The sequence below is a fragment of the Nitrospirota bacterium genome (assembly GCA_040757335.1).
Lineage (GTDB): Bacteria > Nitrospirota > Nitrospiria > 2-01-FULL-66-17 > 2-01-FULL-66-17 > JBFLXB01.
The window spans coordinates 1-23,619 of the sequence record JBFLXB010000006.1 but is presented as its reverse complement, the minus strand read 5'-3'; the positions used below and the strand labels follow the sequence as shown (position 1 = coordinate 23,619).

Annotated in this window: 19 protein-coding genes; 12 read left to right on the top strand and 7 right to left on the bottom strand. The window is 64.9% G+C overall.

The window, feature by feature from the left end; genetic code table 11:
- Positions 1 to 54: 54 nt before the first annotated feature.
- The gene (gene lptD / locus AB1451_05050) at positions 55 to 2,253 is read left to right on the top strand and encodes an LPS assembly protein LptD (protein MEW6682279.1); all 2,199 of its coding nucleotides are present in this window, start codon (positions 55 to 57) and stop codon (positions 2,251 to 2,253) included.
- An 11-nt stretch (positions 2,254 to 2,264) separates the two neighbouring features.
- On the opposite strand, the gene AB1451_05045 is transcribed toward lptD, so the two are convergent.
- Together AB1451_05045 and AB1451_05040 are read right to left on the bottom strand one after the other, a co-directional pair.
- A complete protein-coding gene (locus AB1451_05045) occupies positions 2,265 to 3,098 on the bottom strand; it encodes a M14 family metallocarboxypeptidase (GenBank protein ID MEW6682278.1) in 834 nt (277 codons plus the stop codon).
- The gene (locus AB1451_05040) at positions 3,095 to 4,276 is read right to left on the bottom strand and encodes an FIST N-terminal domain-containing protein (protein MEW6682277.1); all 1,182 of its coding nucleotides are present in this window, start codon (positions 4,274 to 4,276) and stop codon (positions 3,095 to 3,097) included. The genes AB1451_05045 and AB1451_05040 overlap by 4 nt, the downstream gene beginning before the upstream one ends.
- A 153-nt stretch (positions 4,277 to 4,429) precedes the next feature.
- Here AB1451_05040 and AB1451_05035 point away from each other — a divergent pair, with 153 nt between their 5' ends.
- From AB1451_05035 to AB1451_05010, 6 genes are all read left to right on the top strand, one after another.
- Positions 4,430 to 5,032, top strand: coding sequence for a TetR family transcriptional regulator C-terminal domain-containing protein (locus AB1451_05035; protein ID MEW6682276.1), 603 nt, complete (start codon positions 4,430 to 4,432; stop codon positions 5,030 to 5,032).
- Between the two features lie 101 nt (positions 5,033 to 5,133).
- A complete protein-coding gene (locus tag AB1451_05030; GenBank protein MEW6682275.1) occupies positions 5,134 to 5,325 on the top strand; it encodes a hypothetical protein in 192 nt (63 codons plus the stop codon).
- 146 nt (positions 5,326 to 5,471) lie between these two features.
- Complete coding sequence (locus tag AB1451_05025; GenBank protein MEW6682274.1) at positions 5,472 to 6,005, top strand: hypothetical protein; 534 nt, start codon at positions 5,472 to 5,474, stop codon at positions 6,003 to 6,005.
- Between the two features lie 9 nt (positions 6,006 to 6,014).
- The gene (locus tag AB1451_05020; protein ID MEW6682273.1) at positions 6,015 to 6,992 is read left to right on the top strand and encodes a quinone oxidoreductase; all 978 of its coding nucleotides are present in this window, start codon (positions 6,015 to 6,017) and stop codon (positions 6,990 to 6,992) included.
- Between the two features lie 78 nt (positions 6,993 to 7,070).
- Positions 7,071 to 7,916 (top strand): 4-hydroxy-3-methylbut-2-enyl diphosphate reductase, encoded by an 846-nt coding sequence (ispH, locus tag AB1451_05015; GenBank protein MEW6682272.1) that lies wholly within the window; start codon positions 7,071 to 7,073, stop codon positions 7,914 to 7,916.
- 290 nt (positions 7,917 to 8,206) lie between these two features.
- Positions 8,207 to 9,484 carry a hypothetical protein gene (locus tag AB1451_05010; protein ID MEW6682271.1) on the top strand — a complete coding sequence of 426 codons (1,278 nt, stop codon included), beginning with the start codon at positions 8,207 to 8,209 and terminating at the stop codon, positions 9,482 to 9,484.
- A 233-nt stretch (positions 9,485 to 9,717) separates the two neighbouring features.
- On the opposite strand, the gene AB1451_05005 is transcribed toward AB1451_05010, so the two are convergent.
- The 3 genes from AB1451_05005 to recJ all read right to left on the bottom strand — a co-directional run bounded on the left by AB1451_05005 (position 9,718) and on the right by recJ (position 14,416).
- Entirely contained in the window at positions 9,718 to 10,071 is a 354-nt protein-coding gene (locus AB1451_05005; protein ID MEW6682270.1) for a DUF2203 domain-containing protein, read from the bottom strand.
- A gap of 358 nt (positions 10,072 to 10,429) precedes the next feature.
- Positions 10,430 to 12,613, bottom strand: coding sequence for a bifunctional (p)ppGpp synthetase/guanosine-3',5'-bis(diphosphate) 3'-pyrophosphohydrolase (locus AB1451_05000; GenBank protein MEW6682269.1), 2,184 nt, complete (start codon positions 12,611 to 12,613; stop codon positions 10,430 to 10,432).
- An 87-nt stretch (positions 12,614 to 12,700) separates the two neighbouring features.
- Positions 12,701 to 14,416 (bottom strand): single-stranded-DNA-specific exonuclease RecJ, encoded by a 1,716-nt coding sequence (recJ, locus tag AB1451_04995; protein ID MEW6682268.1) that lies wholly within the window; start codon positions 14,414 to 14,416, stop codon positions 12,701 to 12,703.
- A 118-nt stretch (positions 14,417 to 14,534) separates the two neighbouring features.
- Here recJ and AB1451_04990 point away from each other — a divergent pair, with 118 nt between their 5' ends.
- Genes AB1451_04990 through AB1451_04980 form a run of 3 tightly spaced genes read left to right on the top strand, consistent with a single transcriptional unit; the run spans position 14,535 to position 20,427 of the window.
- Positions 14,535 to 16,025: an aldehyde dehydrogenase family protein gene (locus AB1451_04990; GenBank protein MEW6682267.1), complete on the top strand. Its 1,491-nt coding sequence runs from the start codon at positions 14,535 to 14,537 to the stop codon at positions 16,023 to 16,025.
- Positions 16,022 to 18,559, top strand: a complete 2,538-nt coding sequence (gene hrpB, locus AB1451_04985; protein MEW6682266.1) for an ATP-dependent helicase HrpB — start codon at positions 16,022 to 16,024, stop codon at positions 18,557 to 18,559. The genes AB1451_04990 and hrpB overlap by 4 nt, the downstream gene beginning before the upstream one ends.
- Positions 18,556 to 20,427: a tetratricopeptide repeat protein gene (locus tag AB1451_04980; protein MEW6682265.1), complete on the top strand. Its 1,872-nt coding sequence runs from the start codon at positions 18,556 to 18,558 to the stop codon at positions 20,425 to 20,427. The genes hrpB and AB1451_04980 overlap by 4 nt, the downstream gene beginning before the upstream one ends.
- A gap of 9 nt (positions 20,428 to 20,436) precedes the next feature.
- Here AB1451_04980 and AB1451_04975 read toward each other — a convergent pair whose 3' ends face one another.
- Together AB1451_04975 and AB1451_04970 are read right to left on the bottom strand one after the other, a co-directional pair.
- Positions 20,437 to 21,414: a class I SAM-dependent methyltransferase gene (locus tag AB1451_04975; protein MEW6682264.1), complete on the bottom strand. Its 978-nt coding sequence runs from the start codon at positions 21,412 to 21,414 to the stop codon at positions 20,437 to 20,439.
- A gap of 56 nt (positions 21,415 to 21,470) precedes the next feature.
- The gene (locus AB1451_04970) at positions 21,471 to 22,310 is read right to left on the bottom strand and encodes a hypothetical protein (GenBank protein MEW6682263.1); all 840 of its coding nucleotides are present in this window, start codon (positions 22,308 to 22,310) and stop codon (positions 21,471 to 21,473) included.
- Between the two features lie 224 nt (positions 22,311 to 22,534).
- Between AB1451_04970 and AB1451_04965 the strand changes: the two genes are divergently transcribed.
- Together AB1451_04965 and AB1451_04960 are read left to right on the top strand one after the other, a co-directional pair.
- Complete coding sequence (locus AB1451_04965) at positions 22,535 to 23,128, top strand: OmpW family outer membrane protein (GenBank protein MEW6682262.1); 594 nt, start codon at positions 22,535 to 22,537, stop codon at positions 23,126 to 23,128.
- A gap of 201 nt (positions 23,129 to 23,329) precedes the next feature.
- Positions 23,330 to 23,619, top strand: a 290-nt coding sequence (locus AB1451_04960; GenBank protein ID MEW6682261.1) for an RNA-binding protein, incomplete at its 3' end; no start/stop codon positions are given.

The window sequence follows — 23,619 nt, the reverse complement described above, 5'->3', positions numbered from 1 at the left end:
ATATGGCGCGCTCCTGAACAGGCTCCAAACCCGGAATACTCGGACCGTTTTCTGGTGAGGTTGCGCGCTGCGCGTCGGGCGATCCTCGTCGCCACCAGCTTTTTACTGCTCACCCTCGTCCCTCTGCCGTCGGCGGCGCAAGTCCCGGAGCTCGGCGAGCTCAAACGGCTGCAGGAGTCCTTCCAGACCCGTGGGGTTGCCGTTGAAATTTCGGCCGACGAGATGTCCTATTCGCGCGAGCAGGACGTCGTCACCGGGGAGGGCCACGTCCGCCTCAGCCAAGGGACGCTGTCGCTCGAAGCCGATCGCGCCCTGTTATACCGTCGGACCGGGCGCGTGACGGCAACCGGATCTCTCCGTGCGCGCGACGGAGACGACACCTTCCAGGCTGATTCTCTTGATCTCGATCTGACGACGAGGAGCGGGGTCATGACCAACGGCCGGTTCTTCCTCGCTCGCGACCACTACTTTATTACCGGAACCAGGATCGAACGACGGGCGGACGAGAGTTATGTGTTGGAAACCGCCACCATCACGTCCTGCGATGACTCCTCCGAACCCGGCGGTCGGACGCCGTGGAAAATCAAGGCGCGAAAGCTTCGGGTCGAACCCGAGCAGTATCTCACGGCGCGCGACGTGGTGTTCAGCGTGTTCGACGTGCCGGTGATCTACCTCCCGTACATTCTGTGGCCGGTCAAGACCGAGCGCCAGTCCGGGCTGCTGGCTCCAAGCTTGGGGTACAGCACTGCCGAAGGGGTGAAGATCCGCCAGCCGCTCTATATCACCCTGGGTCACAGCCAGGACCTGACAGTGACGCTCGACGAGCGGACGCAGCGCGGAACCGGAGTGGAACTGGAGTACCGCTACAAACTCAGCAGACGCTCCCAAGGTGTGGTGGAGGTCGATTTTTTTCGCGACGACGAGTTGGACCTGGCTCGCCGTCGCGTGGCGATGTCCCAGGTGATCCAGTTCAATGAACGCTTGGAGCTCCGGCTGGCCGGTGAGTATCTGAGCGACGACACCATCCTGAGGGACCTGGCATCGGACACCGCTGATCGCACGAAGCAATTCGTGGAGTCCAACCTGTTCCTGAGCTACCGCGACGCCATCCAATCAGCAACCGGGCTGGTGCGTTTCACGAGGGACTTGGCGAATCCTACCGCCGATGAAACGCAGCTTCTACCCCAGATCGTCTATCGGTTGCCGAGTCTCCGTGTCGCGCGCGCCCCGCTCTTTGTCTCTGCGGAGGGTTCTTACACCAACTTCTGGAGGTACTTCGAAAACGGCGAGGGAACCACCCAGCGGTACGACGCGTTCTCCGTGGCCGTCTGGCGGCAGGACGTCCCCCTGGGGGTGGTGCTCACGCCGCGTGTGGGAGTCCGCGAGACCGCATATCGACAGCAGGACGAGTCTCTGGGGGGAGACGTCACCCGCACCCTCGGCATCGCCGGGCTCGGTGCGGCGTCGCAACTGCGCCGCGTGTTCGCTCCGGATCGGGCCGCAGCGTTGGTTCACACGCTGGAACCGGCGTTGTTGTACACCTATATCGGAAATCCGCACGCGGTCCCGTACCCTCAGTTCGACGAAATCGATTCGATCCAAGAGCAGAATCTGGTGACCGCGACGCTCACGAACCGACTGGTCGCACCGGGTCGCGGGGCGTCGGAGGACGATTGGGAACCCCTCTGGGTGCGATTCACGCAGACCTATCGCCTGGCATACCGACCAGCGGGGGAGGCCTGGTCGGCGTTACGCGGCGAGGCCGCGTTCCGCTCGCGGCGGGTCTTTCAGCTCGACATCGACGCCTTCTTCGACCACGCGTTGAAGACGTTGACGGTCTTTGACACCGAGCTCCACGCTCGCGATCCGCGCTACGGCGATATTGCCGTGGGCCATCGCTCGACGCGGCCCGACGTTCCGCTGGCCCAGAAAGGGGACATCCTGGATCCCCTCGCGCTGGGAGGCCTCGTCACCGACCCCCATCCCGAGATCGACTACTACACCATCTCGGCCCGCGCCTACCTCCCGCTGGGTTTTGAGATCGCCAACAAGACGTACTACAACCGCCAGACCGGGAAGTACACTGAAATCGCCTATGGGCTTCAATACCGGGCGCAGTGTTGGAGTATCACGTTCACCTACCAGGATTTTCCCGACAAAAATGAATTTTCCGTCACGGTGACCCTGCTCGGAGCGACCAGCGTCACCTCCAACGTCATGTCTGACCTGTTCGGCCCTCAACCCACGCGCTGATCCGTCGGGGTTTACCGCGCCGCCGACCAGCGCCCGTGGTTTGCGAGGGCGGCCTTGAGCGCGGCGAGGAGAATGTCGGCCCGCCGCTCGATCGGCAACCTCGTCGACGGGGTCTCCAGGGTGAGGCACGTCGCGATCCCGGCGCGAAAACTGTAGAGTGCCTGCGGCCAGCCGTCAGAAGGCGCGGCCGGCAGCGTGCCGGGATCGAATCTGATGACGCCGCGCTTGGCCGGGAACCCTTCGATGAGCGGGCGCGGGTCGATGGCGACGAACGACGTGACCGCCTCGACCACGTGGTCTCCGACGTACGGCGGCCCCTCGGCGAGCTCGTAGAGGTAGAACCCCTCCCCATCGCTGTCTTCGTGGAGCTCGATCGCGGCATCAAATGCCCCGTGCACGCCGTCCGGCGCGATGCGGGCCTTGATCCACGCCGTCTCCGACGGCGGATGGACCTGATCGAACGTCCGGTTGAGGTCGATGCCGTCGCCGTTCGTGCGGTGATTTCGGGTGAACCCCGTCGGGTTCGCGCACGGGAAGATGGTGACGTCAAACGGTGCCAGGAGAGGCGCCCACTCCCGGGGAGTTTCGAGCAACTGCGTGACCGCTTCTACCCCGGCGGGTTCGTCGCCGTGGATACCGGCGGTAATGGCCACCCGGCGGGGCGTTCGATCAGGGTCGGTGGATGAGATCCGGACCGAGAGTAAGGGCAGCGGTGCGGGGGGTGGCCCGACCGAGCCGAGCACCTCGATCAAGAGGCCCGGCCACCGGGACGCCGCATCCAGCCATCGGGTGTGCCACGCGTCATAGGACCGCGCCGCGTGAGCATCCGGCGCGGGTTCGTTCACGCCTCGCCGATCAGGGTGAGCACGCCGGTGTAGTTGTGCAGGCACGAGCCGTCGGCGGTGGGCCCGATTTCGGCGTAGGTAAAGAAGCCAATGACCGGAAGATCCGCGAACTGGCGGCGAATGATCTCCAGATCGACGTTGGCGTGTCCGTACAGAGCCGTTCCGCGGCCGCAGCAGTTGAAATACACCCCGAAGCCAGGTGGCCGTCCCGAGCACACCCTGGACAGCTCCTCCACCATATTCTCCATGTCGCGACGGGCGTTGGCCGCGTCGCGGACCGTGAAGGAAACCACCTGACCTTCTCGTACCGGCGAGCCCGCGAGCAGAGAGCCCTCGTGCGGGTCCACCCCGTGGATGTTGCGGACGTAGTACTCTCCGGGGAGCAAACACGTCTGACTCGGGTCGCACGGGAATCCCAGCAGGATCATGCTTGCCGCGGTGCGTAGGTCCGTGATGGCCCATTCGCGAAGGAGGTAAGTAAAGACTTCGTAGGCGGGGCGCCCGCCCAGCTCATAGATCACGTTGCCTTCGGCGCGCGTGACGAGCAGCGGGTCCGCGACCGGATGACAGGCGATCGTGTGCCCGATCGCACGGCTCACCCCTCCGGAAAAGAGCGCGCCGCAAACCGAGTCCGAAGCCACCTCGGTGCCGCACCACTGGTAGGTATGCATGTGCGTGCCGTTCTCAGAAGCCCCACCACCCACGGCCGCCACGCCGGGCCACGTCCGGCGAAGCCCGTCGAGAAACGGGCCGGCCTGCAGCGTGAGGGTGTCGGGGAACAGCATCAGGAGGTCACGCGAGGACCTGGTGTTGGCCAACATGCCCGACATCCGCCTGGCGGCGAGCCCTCCCTGTTGGCGAAGCGAGCGGATCAGGAACGGGGTCGCCATCACCGTGTCCGAGGCGAGAACCAAGACCGCGATCGCGGGCTCATCCTCCACTTCGCCGTCGGACGTCACGATCCCCATGGCGCTGCACCCGACCACGTGACGCGTGCGGGTGATTTCCGCGATGCGTTCGAGCATCCGAGGATAGAGGGCGGCGTGGGGGATCGTGGCAAAAACGAGCGCGAAGTCGGCCTGGAACAGACCGGCTCGGGCCATGGCTTCTCGCGCCGCGGCGGTGGCCGCGGAGATGGTGGACTTGTCGATCGAGGCGCCGACGCCAGCTTTGAGCATTACGGTCCGGGACGGAAAGCCCTATCCTAGCAGGTCGGATTCGAGTCTGGCAACGCGACCCGCCCGGTGGTGCTCGCTCGCCGCGCCCAGTTGACAGGACGGAGGCGTTTCTGGTAAATAGACTGACCAGTCGGTTTTATATCCTGTCGTGCGATGATCAGGACGGACATCAGCGAGAAAGGTGAGCGCACGCGGCGGCGAATCATCGATACCGCTCGCGTACTGTTCCACGCCCGTGGATACACCAATACCAGCATGGACGACATCGTGAGGAAGTCCCGCGTAACCAAAGGCAACCTCTACTACTATTTTTCGAGTAAGGAAGCCCTTGGGCACGCGGTGGTGGACGAGACGATCGCGGAACAGTTTGAGGCCGGGCCGGTGCCGACCGACGGCGACCCGGTGCGGCAAATTATCGCCATGTTTCACCGCTCCGAGCGAGCATTGGCTGAGGAGCGGTGCAAGGGCGGGTGTCTGTTCGGCAACTTGGCTTTGGAGGTCTCGGATCTGCATGACGGGCTGCGCCGGAAGCTGGATCGAGCGTTTTCCGCGTGGGAAGAGCGCGTCGCGACCGTATTGGAGTCCGGCGTTCGGGACGGCGTTCTGACTCCCGATCTCGATCCGAAAGCCACGGCCCGGTTCCTGGTGGCGACGTTGGAGGGCGGGATCCTGCTCGCCAAGGTGAAACGAAACGTGGCTGCCCTGAAGGCGTGCACCGCTATGGTGGAGCGTCTGCTGGGGAGCCTGAGGGCGTAGAACACGTATCAGCAGGCGGGAATGACAGAAGCGAAAGATCGCGGTGTCGCGCGCCGGTTTGCACGGCACTGCTCAGCAAAGGCGGGAAGGAGGTGAGAGATATGGAATGCGTTCGGTGCCAGGGATTGATGGTGCCGGATCGTTTCGTCGATCTGGTGGAGAGCGGCGAGGCGGAATTCGGCGGATGGCGGTGTCTGGCGTGCGGAAACATTACTGATCCGGTGATCGTGGCTAACCGCCAACACCGGCCCGCGCCCAAGAGACCTTTGCGCAAGCGCGCGTTTGCGGCGTAAGCCCACCGTGTGGACATGGGGAGGCTGGGGGAGACTGGTCACGCCGGTCGACCCTGGACACACGCTGCGCCGACCGGGTAGAGTGCGGCGCGGGACATTGGAGGCACCCGGGAGGCACCCGCAGGTCTTCACCGAGGAGGGATGCGATGGCCGGAAAGAAGAACGTGGTGTTCGGGTTCTTTTACCTGGTTCTCACGGCGCTGCTCGGACCGTACATGATCGTGACCTACACGGAGCCGCAGCAACTGGCCGCGCAGGCCAACGCCGCCGCCGTCGGTGAGCTGAACCGGTCGGTCGAGGCCGGGATCGATGGGCAGGTGGCCCAGGCGCAGACCGACGCGATCTTGGCGCTCAACCGAAAACTTCAGGCCGGCGAACCAATCGAGGCGATCAAGGGCGGGCCGCACGCGCACGGGAACCTCGAGGCCTTGCTGAACATCGCGGTGGGGATCGTTCTTGGCTTCCTGGTCGTGGGATCCGTCTTCAAAGAGATCATTAGTTGGCTCTTCATCGGCGGAGCCGTTTTTCACTCCGGCATGCTGTATCTCGGAACCGTTTTGGGCCAAGGATGGGCGTGGGCCGTCCTCAACACCGCCGCCGGCCCGCTGATGCTCTTGGCCGGCCTGTTGTTGGCCGGTGTCGCGAGCCTCAAGGGGTTTGAGGCGCAGGGAGCGCGCTGAACGCGAAGCATGATGCACGCCGTCGTCGTCGCGCACACGGGCGGGCCGGAGGTCTTGGTCTGGCGTGAGGTTCCTGTACCGGAACCGGGACCGGGCGAGGTGCGGGTACGACACAGCGCGGTCGGCCTGAACTTTATCGACGTCTACCATCGCCGCGGCCTCTACCCGTTACCGTCCTTTCCCACCGTGTTGGGGGTGGAGGCGGCGGGCAGGGTCGAGGCCGTTGGAGCCGAGGTCAGCGAGCCAGCGGTCGGGGACCGTGTGGTCTACGCGGGTGGCCCGACCGGCGCGTACAGCGAAGCGCGCGTGCTCCCCGCTGAGCGACTCATCAAACTGCCGGACGCAATCGACGATCAACGCGCTGCGGCGATGATGCTCAAGGGCATGACCGCCGAGTACTTGTTGCGGCGGACGTTTCGAGTGGAGCCCGGCCAAACGGTGCTCATTCACGCCGCGGCCGGAGGGGTCGGGGTGATTGCGTGCCAGTGGGCCAAAGCTCTCGGTGCCACCGTGATCGGTACGGTGGGAACCGAGGAGAAGGCCAAGCTCGCCGCCGAACACGGGTGCGACCACCCGATCGTGACGTCCCGCGAGGATTTCGTCGAACGGGTCAAGACGATCACCCGCGGGCGGGGCGTTCCGGTCGTCTACGACTCGGTCGGCAAGGACACCCTGATGCGATCGCTCGACTGTCTGGCCCCTCGCGGGATGATGGTGAGCTTTGGTCAGGCCTCGGGCATGGTGCCGCCGTTGGACATCACGGTGTTGTCCGCCAAAGGCTCGCTGTATCTCACCCGTCCCACCCTCTTCCACTACACGGCCACGCGGGCGGAGCTCCAAACCAGCGCCGCCGCGTTGTTTGACGCGGTTCTGAAGGGCGCGGTGCGCATTACGGTCGGACAGACGTACCCATTGCGCGACGCCGCGCGGGCGCACGCGGACCTGGAAGCGCGCCGCACGGTGGGATCAACGGTGCTCATCCCGTGAACCCGGCCGGCGGGCTTGCTTTCAGAGACCCCCGCCGATATACTGGCCAGCGATTTTCGACACCGCGAGGCCTGCACCGTGGAGGTTGAGGTAGCCCACCATTCGGGATTCTGTTACGGGGTCAAGGAGGCGATCAAGCTCGCCACCGAAACCGCCGAAGGATCGGACCGGCCCACCGTGACCCTGGGCCCATTGATCCACAACCCGCAGGAAATCGACCGGCTCAATCGTGAGTACGGAATCGAGCGCATCGATTCGCTCGACGGACTGACCGACGCGAACGTGGTCATCCGGGCCCACGGCGTGCCGCCCGAGTACTTCGATCGCGCGGCGGCGCAGGACCTCACCGTCGTCGACGCCACGTGTCGGTTCGTCACCGACGTCCAAAATGCGGCGGTCGACTATTGCCGGAAGGGCTACCCGTTGTACGTGGTGGGAGAACCGCGCCACCCTGAGATCATCGGCATCCTGGGGCACGCGAAACGGGCGTACCCGGACGCGGAGATTCATGTCGTCGAGCAGGTGGAGGAGATTCTCGCTCGGAATCCCGAACGGGCGGCGGTGGTGTTCCAGACCACGCACGACTACGCCAAGTACAAGCTCCTGGAGCGGCACATCAAGGAGCGAAAGCTGCCGTGGAAGATCAAGAACACGATCTGCGGCGCGACCAAGAGCAATCAGTACTCCGCCGACGAGCTCGCCAGACGGGTGGACATCATGATCGTCATCGGCGGCAAAAACAGCGGCAACACCCGTCGCCTGATGGAATTGTGCGAGAGCCATACGCAGGCTCGGCACGTCGAGACCGCGGAGGAACTGAACCCCGCGTGGTTCTCCGGCGTCAACAAAGTCGGCGTCACGGCGGGAGCCTCTACTCCGCAATGGGTCGTGGACCAGGTGGTGGAAGCCATCGAGGCGCTGTAGCAGCCGGTTCGGGATCGGCCATCTGCTGCGTTGTCGCTGCGCTTGCTTCGCCAAGCGAGAGGAATGGGCCTCTGACAGCGCCGCAAAGCGGCGCGAAGCGCTTTCCGGTCCTCACGTACGACCCAGTGCTTCGCCAAGCGAGAGGAGTACGGCATCGACAGCGCCAGAGGACGGCGCGAAGCGCTTTACGCTGCGGTCCGGTTCTCGCTCCGCCTTGCATCTCGCCGATCCCGAACCGGCTTCTGTCCGACTACATTCGGACGAACTGGTAGCACCCACAACCTCACGTCATGCTGAGGTCCCTATCCAGAACGACGCGCGTTGCGCTGGTCGCGGCAGGGCTTGTCGCAGGAATCCTACTCACGCTCACGTTGCTCAAGTCGCCGGTGATCTTTGGTCTGCGGGAGGACATGAAGCGGGCGATTCCGCATCAGACCGTTCCATCGGGCGTGGGTGGCCTTTCCGCCGAGGAGTGCGGGGCGTGCCACCGCGAGATCTACGAGGAGTGGAAAACCTCGATTCACGCGCAGGCATTCACCGACCCCTTTTTTCAAGCCTACTGGCGCAAGGATCGGCACATTTGGGTGTGTCTGAACTGCCACGCGCCGTTGCAAAACCAACAACCCACGGTGGTCACGGGGCTCCGCTACGGGCGCATCAATCGGCCCGAAGAGCACGTCAATCCGAACTATGACGAGTCCCTCCAGCACGAGGGGATCACCTGTGCCGTTTGCCACGTGCGCGAAGGCGTCATGATGGGGCCGTTCGACGACGCGGTGGCGCCCCATCCGACCAAGTACGACCCCCGCTACCGCAGCACGGACATTTGCTATACCTGCCACGCGGTGCCGTCGGATCGCTTCCAGTTCTACAATGGAGGCCCCTGCGCCACGTTTATGGAGTACGAGGCGGGGCCGTACAAGGCCAAGGGCTACATCTGTCAAGACTGCCACATGCCCGAGGTCGAGCGGGTCATGGCGGACGGCGGTCCGGTGCGCAAGGGGAGGCGTCACCTCTGGCGGGGCGGGCACGATCCTGAGCAGCTCAAGCGGGCTTTCACCGCAGCGCTGACCGCTGATACGCCGCGCCTGCAGGGAGGCCAGCGGACGCGGTGGACGCTCAGTATGACCAACAGCGGCGCGGGGCACATGTTGCCCACCGGCGATCCGGATCGTTATTTTCTGACCGAAATCGAGGTCCGCGATCGGACGGGTCGTGTGGTGGCCTCACGCAGCCACACCATTCGGCGGTGGATCATCTGGTGGCCGGTGATCTACGAGTACCGCGATACGCGGATTCCTCCGCTGGCGTCCCGTGACCTGACGCTGGACTATACCGTGCCGAAAGCGGACGAGGGACTGACGATTACGGCCCGGGTGTCGTACCGCTTTATGACGGATCGGCAGTATCAGCGCCTGAAGACCAAATACGGTCTCGACGTCGACAAGACGTACGCGTTCACGCTGTACGAGCAGACCGTGCCGCTACGAGCCGGCGAAACCGTGCCTCAGGTCGCACAGGCAACAGACATGGCGTCGTGCACGACGTCCGACCACGGCGCAGGATAGATGGTTCCGGTGAAGATGCTTTCCTGTCACCGGAGTGGTTGGCAGGAGGGTAACGACTGTTCAGGAAGGTCAGATGCAAGGCGCCGGGAGAACCGCACCGCAGCGTACCGGTTCGTACGTGAGGCGAGTGGCGCCACGAAGAAGTGGCGCCAAGCCACGAGCGCCGCCGAGTCGGTGAGGCGGCCGTGGAACCGAAGAGCGGCAACGCCGCAGATGACCTTCCTGGACAGTCGCTAGCGGATCTTGGTGCGGCCGGCGAAACCCGACGTGTAGTCGTGGAAGTAGGCGATTTCTGGCTCCGGATACTTCCAGCAATAGTACCCCTCGCCGTTGTCGAAATCGACGAGCCAGAGGCCTTTGACCTCGCAGCCGAGCTCTATGACTTTTCTGGCCCACTCCCGCACCACACCGGCGTATTCCCCCTCAAGCTCTTGCCGTCTGGGGGTGTCGCCCTTGATGGCGAGCAGCTGGGCCTCCACGATCGCGGCGTCGGTTACGGCTCGCTCGGTGAGCCTGCGGACTTCGGGAAACAGCTCCAGCGCTTGGTCGTAACTAAAGATTTTCGGGGATGGTTCTTCGGATTGCATCGTTTGCAGCCCCTAGACTCGGCGAGCCTAACACAGGATTTCGGGCTGCGGCAAGGCCTTAGCCCGGACTATTCCTGAACCTTCTACTGCACCCGCGGATACGCCGCTGCAACGGGCGGTGCTACGCCATGTGCAAGGAGCCAACCGCCCATCGCACGCGCCTGACGGCGCATGCACATTCTCGTCGCTCAGTCGGTCAACGTACTGAACCGAGTACGCCTCCCTTCTTCCCGACTCCAAGCGCCCGTTGCTACGCCATGTGTAGGGTGCCCAATAGTCCGTTGCCTGCGCCTGCGGCGCAAGCACATTTCGCTGGCGTCTGCGCGGGTTCGTAACGAACGTTCAGGAATAGTCCGGGCTAGCCGCGACGGCTGCGCCGACACTGGATGACCCCGTCCACGCCCTCGATGTTCTGAAAAACCTTGGCGAGGTGAGCGGTGTCTCGCACCTCGACGACGAATTGAAACACGGCCTTCTTTTCATCGGTCGTGGTCACTTCGGCGTGGCTGATGTTTGCGTCGGCGGCGGTGATGGCGGAAGAAATCTTGGCCAACATGCCGGGACGGTCCTGCGTAATCACGGAGATCTTCACGGGATGGGTGGCGACGTCTTTCACGTCCCAGTCGACCTCGACCAACCGATCGCGGTCGTAATCCAGCTCGTCCACGTTGGGACAGTCCGCGGTGTGGATCGAGAGCCCGCGCCCGCGGGTGATGAATCCCAGGATCTTATCCCCCGGCACCGGATTGCAGCACTTGGCGAGGTTAATCATGATGTCGTTGACGCCTTTGATCGTGACGCCGCGTCCCTGTTTTCCGATCGATGTCAGGAGTTTGTCTTTCAGCCCTTCCTTGAGAGCCGGCTCCGGGAGGAGGCGGTTGATGACGTGGTTGAGCGACACGCGGCCGTAACTCAGCGCGACCAGCAGATCGTCGACCGAGGCCAACCCGCTGTCGCTCGCGACTTTGTTGAGGACCTCGGATTTGAATACTTCGACCGGGCTCAGGTGACTTCGCCGCAGTTCGCGCTCGAGCAGGCGTCGGCCGATCTCCAGACTCTGTTTCCGTTCTTCGACCTTGATCCAGTGCTTGATGCGCGTTTTGGCCTTGGGCGTCTTGGCGATCTTGAGCCAGTCTTTGGACGGAACTTGATTCGGGGAGGTCAGAACTTCCACCGTGTCCCCGCTCTTGAGCACGGTCTTGAGCGGAGCAAGCTTGCCGTTGACCTTGGCGCCGGTGCAGCGGTGGCCCACCTCGGTGTGGACCGCGTAGGCCAAGTCGATCGGGGTGGCGCCTTTGACCAACTCGATCACGTCTCCCTTCGGAGTGAAGACGTAGATTTCGTCCGAAAAGAGGTCCATCTTGATCGAGTTGAGGAACTGCCGATTGTCGGTCAGGTCCTGCTGCCATTCCACCAGCTGCCGCAGCCAGGCGAACAACCGGTTGTCCTTCTCGTCGATTTGTCCCTGGTCCTTGTACCGCCAGTGCGCCGCGATCCCTTCTTCCGCGATCCGGTGCATCTCCTCGGTGCGGATCTGGAACTCCACGTGCTCGCCCTGTGGGCCGATCACGGTGGTATGCAGCGATTGATAGAGGTTGGACTTGGGGACGCCGATGTAGTCTTTGAACCGCCCGGGGACCGGCTTCCAGAGGGAGTGGATCATTCCCAGGATACCGTAGCAGGCGATTTTGGTGTCGGTGACGATCCGGATACCGATGAGATCGTAGACCTCCTCGAACGGGATTTCGCGGCGCTCCATCTTGGAGTAGATCCCGTAGAAATGTTTGGGGCGTCCGAACACCTCGCCGGTGAATCCGTATTCCGCCATCGCCGCTTTGACCTTTGCGATCACCGTGTCCACGTAGCGTTGCCGCTCGACGATTTGTTTGGCCACCTTGGAGGCGAGCGTTTGGTACGCTTCCGGTCGCAGGTACCGGAAGCAGAGGTCTTCGAGTTCGTTCTTCATCCACCCGATCCCGAGGCGATTGGCCAGGGGCGCGTAGATTTCCAGCGTTTCGCGCGCAATGCGCTGTTGTTTGTCCGGCCGCAACACTCCCAACGTCCGCATATTGTGGAGGCGATCGGCCAGTTTGATCAGGATCACCCGGATGTCCTCCGCCATGGAGAGGACCATCTTGCGGAAGTTTTCCGCCTGTTTTTCCTCGTGGCTCTTGAAGCGGATCTTCCCGATCTTGGTGACCCCGTCCACGAGCCGCAGCACGTCCGCGCCGAACTCCTGCTCGATGGTCTCGCGCGGGAGGAGCGTGTCCTCGATCGTATCGTGCAAGAGTCCCGCCACGATGGAGGGAACATCCATCTTCAACGCGGTGAGAATTTCCGCGACCGCGAGCGGGTGAAACACGTACGGTTCGCCGGATTTGCGGGTTTGCCCCTCGTGGGCCTTGGCCGAGGCATGGTACGCGCGCACCAGCACATCAATCGAGGCTTGCGGATTGTAAGCCTTGACCTTGGCGACGATGTCCTCGATCGAGACCTTGGTCGGTTCGACCGGCTGGGAAAGCAGCCCGGGCTCAGGAATCATACTTCCATTATATAGATCGCGCGGGGTGGAGTCGAACCAGGCACCTCAGCGGATCGCCGGGACGTCGCCCTGGGGCGAAAACGGACGTTAGACGCGTGGATCGCTGGGGCGCAGGTCCTTCAGGCGGAGCTGGATGCGGTCCTGACCTTGCCAGGTCTCGATGCGTGCGGAGTACGCCAGGTCGATGGGACTCGGATCGGCCGGCAGCAAGTGTCCCAGGCCGAAGCCGATGGCGTCGAAGGTCGCGGCGGTCGAATGGCGGACCAGCAGTTTGAGGTGGTTGTTCCCCACGATGCGGGCGCCGCGCGGCGCGCAGCCTATGGTGGTGAGGAGCGGCTCGGGGTTGCCCATGCCGAACGGCGCGAGCGTGGCGAGCTCGCCAACCAGGGGAAAAGTGACGTCGGCCAACCCGATTTCGTCGTCCAGCGCAAGAGTCGGCTGCGCCGCCTCCGGAGCGAGTCTCGCGGCGACCACGGCTTCGAACCGCTCACGAAACTCGGGAATTCGCTCCACGCGGATCGTGAGCCCCGCCGCGGCGGCGTGTCCGCCGAAGCCCTCGAACAAGGATCGGCACTCCTCCAGCGCCTGGGTGAGGTGGAACCCGGGGATGCTCCGGCCCGACCCCTTGGCGCGGCCGTCCGGGGCGATCGCGATCACGATGGTGGGACGATGCCAGCGATCGACCACCCTGGAGGCGATGATGCCGATCACGCCGGGGTGCCAGGCCTCGTCCGCGATCACGATCGAGCGCGCGCGGTCCAGGGAAATTTCGCGTTCCACCTTGGCGACGGCGCCATCGAGCATGGTTTCCTCGATGCGCCGTCGTTCCTGGTTGGCCGCGTCCAGCTCTCGGGCCGCCTTCATCGCAGTGTCCGCGTCCGTGGTCGTCAGCAGGATCACCCCGGGATGCGCCGCCGCCAGCCGTCCAGCGGCGTTGATCCGCGGACCCAACTGAAAGCCCACGGTGCCCGCGTCCACCGATCTGCGCGAGATGCCGCAGACTTCCTTGAGCGCGGCCACCCCCACGCGGCGCCCCGAGGAGAGCGCGCGCAATCCCTCCACCACCAGGTACCGGTTCTCGCCCCGCAGCGGCGCCACGTCCGCGACGGTTCCCAGCGCCACCAGGTCCAGCACGGACTCGAGTCGCGCGTCGACGCTCGGCAGGCTGCGTCGACGGCCCAGCAAGGCCTGCGCGACCTTGAACGCAATCCCGGCCGCGCACAATACCTTTTCCGGGTACGACGAACCAGGGAGGTGGGGGTTGAGGAGGGCATACGCGGGAGGAATGCGATCCTGCGGCTCGTGGTGGTCGGTCACGATGACGTCGATGCCGAAACCGTTGGCCAACTCGATCGGAGCGTGCGCCGTGGTGCCGCAGTCCGCCGTGATCAGCAGGGAGACGCCTTGCTCGCGCGCGGCCCGCACCCCGGCTTCGGTGAGGCCGTAGCCTTCGGTGAGGCGGTGGGGAATGCGGTAGCTCACCGACGCTCCAAGCCAGGAGAACAGCTCCAGGTAGAGCGCCGTGGCCGTGACGCCGTCGACGTCGTAGTCCCCGGCGATCATGATTCGCTCGCGCGAGCCGACGGCGCGTTCGATACGGTGGATCGCGCGGTCCATGTCCGTGAGCAGATAAGGATCGTGCAGGTCGGCGGCAGAGGGGGCCAGAAAGCGCCGCGCAGCCTCGACCGTATCGATCTGACGATTCGCGAGAATGCGGGCCGTGGTGCGTCGGATGCCAAGGCCGCGCGCGAGGGCGGCGACCACGTCCGGGTTGTGGGGGCGCTGCTGCCAGCGCTTTCTCATGCGGTCCGTCCCTGACTCGCGTTGGCGTCACCATACGCGTGCAGGGGCGGTGCTGTCAACGCCGCGCGCGCCGATTATAATGTCGGATGTCGAACGCGACACCGAGCAGGAGGCAGCCATGAGCGAACGGATCGCAAATCTCATCGGCGGGCAATGGCGGCCCGCGGTATCCGGAGAGACCTTGGAGAGTCGCAATCCCGCGGACAACCAAGAAGTCGTTGCCGTGGCTCCCGCGTCATCGGTTGCGGACGTGGACGCCGCGGTGGCGGCCGCCAAGGCCGCGTTTCCGCGGTGGCGTGCCGTGCCCGCGCCCAAACGTGGGGAACTCCTGTTTCGCGCCGCCGAGCGGCTGGCGGTCGAGAAGGAGGCCCTCGCGCAGATCGTCACCCGCGAGATGGGGAAAGTCCTCGCCGAAGCCAGGGGAGACGTCCAAGAGGCCATCGACATGACGTACTACATGGCGGGCGAGGGGCGTCGACTTGCGGGCGAGACCGTGCCGTCCGAGTTGCCCGACAAGGACGCCAAGAGCATACGCGTGCCGTTGGGCGTCTGCGGCCTGATCACCCCCTGGAACTTTCCGGTGGCGATCCCGTCGTGGAAGATCACCCCCGCGCTGGTGGCCGGGAATACCGTGGTCCTCAAACCCTCGGTCTTCACACCCTTGTGCGCGACGCGGTTCGTCGAGATCCTCCAGAACGCCGGGTTGCCTCCCGGCGTCTTGAACCTGGTGCACGGCCACGGCGAGGGCGTGGGCGACGCGTTGGTCGGGCATCCCGACGTGGCGGTCGTCTCGTTCACCGGCTCGTCGGCGGTCGGAGAGAAGGTGGAGGCGGTCTGCGGCCGACTGCACCGTCCGGTCTGCACCGAGACCGGCGGCAAGAATCCCCTGATCGTGATGGACGACGCGGATCTGGATCTGGCGATCGAAGGTGCGATCTGGGGCGGGTTCGGGACCAGCGGCCAACGCTGCACCGCGGCGAGCCGCGTGATCGTCCACCAGAGGGTGTACGACGCGTTTCTGTCGCGATTCGTGCAGGCGGCCAAGCGGCTGCGACTGGGCCCGGGGCTCGATACGCAGACCGACGTGGGGCCCGTGATCAACGCGGCGCAACAACGCACCGTGCTGGAGTACATCGAGATCGGCAAGAAGGAAGGGGCGAAGCTGCTGTGCGGCGGCCACGCCGCAACCGACGGGCCGCTGGCGAGGGGGCACTTCATCGCGCCGACGATATTCGGCGAGGTGACGCCCACCATGCGGATCGCGCAGGAGGAGATCTTCGGTCCCGTCGTCTCCGTGATCAAGGCGCGAGACCTCGGGCACGCGATCGAGATCGCCAACGGAGTGGCCTACGGTCTGTCCAGCGCGATCTACACCCGAGACGTGAACAACAGCGCGATTGCGGAGCGCGATCTGGATACCGGCATCGTGTACATCAACGCCTCCACCATCGGGGCCGAGATTCAGTTGCCCTTCGGGGGGACGAAAAGAACCGGCCTCGGCCCGCGTGAAGCCGGCGGTCGGGGCGGCGCGTTGGAACTCTACACCAAGTGGAAGGTGATTTATCGAGACTACTCCGGCAAGCTGCAAAAGGCGCAGATCGATACGTGAGCCTGTCCGGGGAACGGGACGCGTTGCCCATCTCTGAAGTCCTCCCCGCGCTGCAGGACGCGCTCGGCAGCGGGACCGTCGCGGTCCTGCAAGCCCCGCCGGGCGCCGGAAAGACCACCCACGTTCCATTGGCCCTCCTGGATGCTCCGTGGCTCAGGACACGGTCCATCCTGATGTTGGAGCCTCGTCGGTTGGCCGCTCGGGCCGCCGCCATCCGCATGGCGCAACTTTTGGGCGAGGTCGTGGGGCAGACCGTGGGGTACCGCATTCGCTTCGAGGCCAAGGTGTCGACCTCCACCCGGGTGGAGGTGCTGACCGAAGGAATCCTGACGCGCCGGCTTCAAACCGATCCCGGGCTCGAGGGCGTGGGGCTGGTGATCTTCGATGAGTTCCATGAACGCCACCTGCACGCGGACCTGGCGCTGGCGTTGTGTCTGGACAGCCAGCGAACCGTGCGCGAGGATCTTCGGCTCCTGGTGATGTCCGCCACGTTGGACAGCGACGCCGTGGCAGGGCTGTTGGGCGGGGCGCCCCTCATCACCGCACGCGGACGACAATTCCCGGTGGACGTCCGATACGCCGCTTCCGATCCCGACGGTCATGTGCCCGACGTGGTGTCGCAGGCGACACTCCGCGCGCTGGAACACGACCGGGGTGATGTGCTGGCGTTCCTGCCCGGCGCGTGGGAAATCCGGCGCACGCAGCACCTCCTGGAGTCGGCGGTGAAGGGCCGGTCCGTGGACGTGTGTCCGCTCTACGGCGATCTTCCCTGGGAAGCGCAGCACCTGGCGATACGGCCCACCAAAGGCGGGCGGCGCAGGGCGGTGCTGGCCACACCCATCGCCGAGACCAGTCTGACCATCGAAGGCGTCGGCGTGGTGATCGATTCGGGTTTCGTGCGCGTTCCCGAGTTCGATGCGCGCACAGGGTTGACGCGCCTGACCACCAAACGCGTCTCGCGGGCATCAGCCGAGCAGCGCGCGGGCCGCGCGGGTCGACTCGGTCCCGGCGTGTGTTACCGCCTGTGGACCGAAGCGACCCAGCGCGGACTCGCGATCCGGCCGATCCCGGAGATCCGGGTCGCGGATCTCGCGCCGCTGGCGCTGGAACTGGCGCTCTGGGGCGTGCGCGACCCCGCGAAACTCTCTTGGTTGGATCCGCCGCCGGGCGGCGCGCTGGCGCAGGCAAGGGAGATGCTCACACAACTCGGGGCTCTGGATGAACGGGGCGTCATCACTGCTGCCGGTCGAGCCATGGCCGCGTTCCCGGTGCATCCACGCCTGGCCCATATGATCGCCGAGGCCGATGTCCGGGGCCGGGGCGGTTTGGCGTGTGATCTGGCGGCCCTCGTGTCGGAACGCGACGTGCTGCGAGGTGACGCGCAGCGGTCGTGTGATCTGGTGGAGCGTTGGGACGCGTTACGTGCATTCCGCGGCAAGGGACGAGGCGGGAGGGCGGGGTCCAAGGCTGAGCCGGACGCGTGCCGGCGGGTTGAGCAAGTCGCGAGCCAGTTCCGCCGGCTGTTGCGGGTCGAGACAAGTGAGGAGGTCGACCCAAACGCGGTCGGAGAGCTCCTCGCGTTCGCTTACCCGGATCGGGTCGCGCAGCAGCGCACGCCTGGAGACATCCGATACGTCCTGGCCTCGGGCCGCGCCGCCCGCTTGCCGGCCTCCGAGCACCGCCTGCGGCCTCCCTACCTGGTCGCCGCGAGCCTGGACGCGGGTGAGATCGAGGGCACGATTTATCTGGCCGCGGCGATGGACCTCGATGCGATCCGGTTCGCAATGGCCTCGCGGCTTCAGACCACGGACGTCATCCGCTGGGATGCTCGGCTGCAACGGGTCGTGGCCCGTCGCGACGTGCGGTTGGGGGAGTTGGTCATCGAGAGCGCGCCCTTGACCGCCCCTGATCCCGACCGCCTGCGTCGCGCGATGCTGGAAGGCATACGGGATCTGGGAGTGGCTGCGCTGCCGTGGACGGCCGAGACACGGGACTGGCAGGCGCGGGTATTGTCCCTGCGGCATTGGTATCCGGACGAGGCCTGGCCCGACGTGTCCGATGCCGCGCTGCAAGACACGCTCGAGGAGTGGCTGGGGCCGTACCTTGACGGATTGACGCGCCGTGAACACCTGGATCGTATCGACCTGCTCGCCGCGCTGAATGCGCGCCTTGATTGGAAGCACCGGCAACGGTTGGAGGAGGGCGCGCCCACCCACGTCACGGCCCCGAGCGGATCTCGCCTGCGATTGGCGTACCGGCCCGGCGAATCCCCGGTCCTCGCCGTCAAACTCCAAGAGATGTTCGGTTTGGCGGATACCCCACGCGTGGCGTGGGGCCGAGTGCCGATCACGCTCCATCTCCTGTCGCCGGCGCGTCGGCCCATCCAGGTCACGCAGGATCTTCGCGGTTTTTGGGAGCGGACCTACGCCGAGGTGAAGAAGGAATTGAGAGGCCGGTACCCCAAACATCCCTGGCCGGACGATCCGTGGAACGCCGTGCCCACCGCCCGCGTCAAGCGAAGGGACGCACGATGAGGCGGGATCAGCGAGCCGATCTGGCCGTGGCCGCAATCCTGATTACCGTCACGTCGGCGGTGTTCTCGCCGGTGTTGAGCCACCAGTTCATTCTGTTCGACGACACGAGCTATGTCACCGAGAACGCGGTGGTGGGGGCCGGCTTGACCTGGCAGGGCGTGCGGTGGGCCTTTACCACGACATTCACCGGCAACTGGCATCCCCTCACCTGGCTGTCGCACATGGCGGACGTCCAGCTCTTCGGGATGGTTCCGAGGTGGCACCACGCGATGAACGTGGTCCTGCACCTCGTCAACACGCTGCTGCTGTTTGTGGTGCTCCGAACGATGACCGGCGCGTTCTGGCGCAGCGCCGCGGTTGCGGCGTTGTTCGCGCTGCACCCGCTGCACGTGGAGTCCGTGGCGTGGGTCGCGGAGCGAAAGGACGTGCTCAGCGCCCTGTTTTGGATGTTGGCGATGGCTGCCTACGTGCGGTACGTCCGTGATCCCCGAGCGGCTCGGTACGCCTTGGTGGCGCTGGCCTTGCTCCTTGGATTGTTGGCCAAACCCATGGTCGTTACCCTGCCGTTTGTCCTGCTCTTACTCGACTATTGGCCGCTTGAGCGACTCGGCCGCTCGTCCATTTCATGGGCGACGGTTCGCCCGTTGATCTGGGAAAAGATCCCGTTGTTCGCGTTGGCGCTCACGGTTAGCGCGGCGACGCTTTACGCTCAGCGCGCCGGAGGAAACGTGGCGGACGTGGAGCATCTCTCCCTGGCCACGCGAGTGTCCAACACGTTCGTCGCGTACCTCGCCTATCTTGAAAAAACGCTCTGGCCTCGCGGTCTTGCCGCGTTTTATCCGCATCCCGCGACCACGCCGGGCGGACTCTCCTGGTGGGAGGTGTCGATTGCCGTGGCGGTCGTGCTCGCGATCAGCGGTCTGGTCCTCCGGGAGGCTGTGCGCCGGCGATACCTGCTCGTGGGCTGGTTGTGGTTTCTCGGAACGTTGGTCCCGGTGATCGGTATGGTCCAGATCGGCCAGCAGGGAATAGCTGACCGGTATACGTATATCCCCCTCATCGGATTGTTCATCGCCGCGGTGTGGGGTCTTTCGGATCTGGTCGGAGCCGAGCCGTGGCGTCGCCGGGCACTGGGTGTGGTCGGCGCCGGCGTTTTGGCAATGGCCTCCGTCGTCACCTGGACCCAAGTCGGGTACTGGCGAGACACGGTGACGTTGTTCGAACACGCGGTGCGGGTGACCGGCAGCAATCGTGTCGCGCACCTTCAACTCGGCGCCGCGTACGCCCGGCAGGGTCGGTATGACGATGCGGCGGCGCAGTACCGGGCGGCGCTGGCGATCAAGGCGAATTCGGTGGAGGCCAACAACAACCTCGGGATCGTGCTGGCGCAGGCGGGCAGGCCCGATGACGCCGCGGCGTCGTTTCGGGCTGCGCTGAACATCAGTCCGAACGATGTGCGCCTTCACGCCAATCTAGCCCGCGCGCTTCGGCAGATGGGGGCTGTGTCAGAGGCGGTTGAACATTATCGCGACGCGGTGCGGCTCGACCCCCTTGGGTGGGACGTGGCGATGAACCTGGCGTGGATCCTGGCGACCGACGCCGACGCAGCGGTACGAAGGTCCGACGAGGCCATCGTGTTGGCCGAGGGGGCCAATCGCCGGACCGGGCGCTCGCACCCCAGGGTTCTGGACACGCTGGCTGCGGCCTACGCCGCAGCCGGGCGATACGAGGAAGCGGCGGAGACGGCGCAACGAGCCCTAAGCGCCGCGCTCGGAGCCGGAGATCAGCGGTTCGCCGCGGACATCGGTGGACGCATCAGGTTGTATCAAACACGCCAGCCGTATCGGGTGGTCCGGACGCCCCCGTAACGGAGGGACCTAGGGTCCGGTTTTTCTTGCGTAGACCTCGATCGTCGCGCCTCGTTTGACCCACGACGTCACCCAACAGAACGGGACCGCCCAGAGGGTCAACGGGATGGTCAGAACCGCGGTGAGGGCCAGATCAAGCAGGTCGCGGGTGTCGGCCCGTCTTAGGATCGAACCGATCGATCGGCGGCGCATCAGCAGGTCGAAGAGCAGGTTCTGGTTCCGACAGCCGACATTGAGCGCGCTCTGTACGGCGCCAAAGGCGTCGTATTCGAACGAGTAGTGTCCGACCCACGCGATCGTGAAGCCGTGTTGCCGCAAGAGGGGGTGCAACGAGTCGAAGGAATAGTGGATAAGGTGACGCGGGACGTCCAAGTGAAACCAGCGCGCCTTGAAGATCCGAGCCTGGGCGCCCGCGATGTTGGGGACCGCGATGACCAGGGTGCCGCCCGTGGTCAAGACGCGTGACGCACGCTGCAACGCCTCGTGCGGAGCGGGCAGATGTTCGAATACGTGCCAGAACGTCACCACGTCGAACGACGCGTCCGGGTAATCGGTCTGCTCCCAATCGCACGTCGACACGTCGAGACGGGCCCCGGCCCACAGTTGCTGGTAGCCCGGAACCGGCCGCTCTACTCCCGCCACCCGCCATCCTGCGGCGCGCATGGCCGCAAGGAATCCGCCGCGCCCGCATCCCACGTCGAGGATCGCCCCCGGCTTGTCGGTGCGCAGGAGGCGCAACACGCGACGTCGACGCAACCAGTTGGTGATGGGTTCAAATGCGCTCTGGCGCTGGCCGTAGTATTCGGAATAGGCCTCTGAGGCGTCGCCCGGTGACACCGCGGTCTGGACCAGGCCGCACCGGTCGCATTCGACGACCGGAAACGATCGGCGGCTGATGTAGTCCGTGCCAACGTAGAGCAGCCGGTCGGCGGTGTGCCCGCACGCGGCGCAGGGGACGCGCTTAGCCGGCGTCTGCGTGTCGGTCATCGGCGGACGCGAGCGCCCGGGGTCCATTGCCGCCTACAATAGCACAATCGCGGAGTCTAGACGCCGATAAGGCTCCCCCAGTAATCCTTCAAGCACAACTTGAAGTTATCAGGGAGGCTTCGCTTGCTGTTGACGAGAAAAATTCGATGGTTGACGTGGTACAACTCGCGGCGCAGCCGCGTGACGGGAAAGCGGGTGCGACCACGCGCACCGTGGTGGGCGCGTAGCTCGGCCTCGAACAGCGGCGCGAGCTTGTCGGTCATGCGCAGCTCGGTGTCCACGAAGTACACGGCCAGGTGCGGGGCCACCTGACGGACGCGATTGAAGAACGCGGCCACGTCGTGCTGATAGATGTGTTTGGGCGGGGACGCGGTCATCTCCACGTAAACCAACTCGTGCTCGACCCGCGCCAGCAAGTCGTAATCACCCCCGGGTTCCCGGCCCTTGACCCGCACACCCCACAAGGTTTCGCACGAGAACTCCTCTTCAAACAGCTTGGCGACGAACCACTCCAGGGTTTCGCCGAAGCTGCGGGGGGAGAACAGGAGACGCTGACCGTGCTCCCAGGGCTCGATCAGCCCGACCTCGGACAGAAACGCGAGGTGGCTCCTGATCGTCGCCGGCGAGCAGAACCGCGTGAGCCGGTCGGGCTCGGTCCCGGGCCTGGCAATGAGATCGCGCAGGACCAGGCGAAACGAGTATCGCTTGAGGCGTTGGAAATACGCTTCGATCTGCGTCGGTTCCCGCGGTCGGATAACGGCTCTGCGCCCGACGAGCCGAAACGGCTCCAGCCCCCGCCGCCTGAGCATCGTGCGCAGGTTCCACTCGGGGGCTCGCGGCTCCGGCGGGGTCAATCCAAACTCGTCTCGATCCTCGGCCGAGGTGCGCTGTGGCACCGTGGTCCTTTTGGCCACTGATCCCATCCCCTCAGCGCAGGCGATCAGCCGCGCCACGCGTCATTACGATACGCCTCTAACGATCCAAAAGTCTCGCACTGGGACATGGGCTGCTTCGCCGTGTGGGATGCCCCGACCTTGACCCGCGGATCGGCCTGCGTTTATCCTCGCGGGGCTTGCTGCGAATTGGCGGTGTCTGGGTTGCCGAAGGGACGAGTGGGACGGTGAGACTTTTGTTGTGGCTGTTGATAGCGGTCCTGGCGCTGACCGTTGTCCCCGCGCGTGCCCAGGACGAGCCCGCCAACGCCGTCGGCGCATCGGCTTCGTACGTCACGCCAAAAGACCTGGAGCAAGGGGTCGGTATGGGAGTCACGCTGACCCACGTGATCGCGACCCTCCTGTCTGTGGAGTTCGGGGTTGAACGCTACACGTTCGACGACCGCGACCCCGGTCTCGGGGTCGTAACAGGCAAAGTCCGCGAAACGCCGCTGCTGGTCACCGCGCAGATTCGGCCGCAATTCGAGTGGAATCCCTACCTTGGATTCGGCGCGGGTTATTACCTCATGTCGTACGATCAGACGAGCGAGGGCACGACCCTCTGTGACTGTGAATTGACGGTTGACAACGCCGTGGTGGTTCACTTCGCCGCAGGGTTTGACGTGCCCGTCGACGATCAACTCACGTTGACGATTGATGTCCGGTCGGCATCCGGCGAAGCGGACGCGACGTCGCGGAGCCTGTCGTCCGGCGTCTCGGTCAGCGATCAGGTGAAACTCGATTACCTGAAGATCGGGATCGGGCTGAAATACTGGTTCTAAGACGATGCCGTGCCCATGGCTGAACCGAGCTGGGGTGTTCACCGTTATACGTTCACCGTTATCAGAAACACTGAAAGCCGGGGAAACTGGAATCCACGGGACGATTCTGTTACAACTCTAAACGTTTTCACGAGCGGACGACTCGCCTGCGGGAGGTTCGGCGCGGACGAGAGTCCACACATCAGAGGTAAGGAGACGCGTATGAGAATTTTCGTCGGCAATTTGTCCCGTGACGTCAGTGACCAGGACTTGATGGCGGCATTCGAGTCGTTCGGCAGCGTGGACTCGGCTACAGTGGTCAAGGACAAGTTTACGGGAGAGTCACGAGGCTTCGGCTTCGTGGAAATGCCCGCCGGTGCGGAAGCGCAGGCCGCGATCAGTGGAATGAACGGGAAAGACCTAAAGGGCAGGGCCATCAACGTCAATGAGGCGCGTCCCCGCGAAGACCGGGGCGGGGGTGGCCGCCCTGGCGGCGGACGATCCGGAGGGGG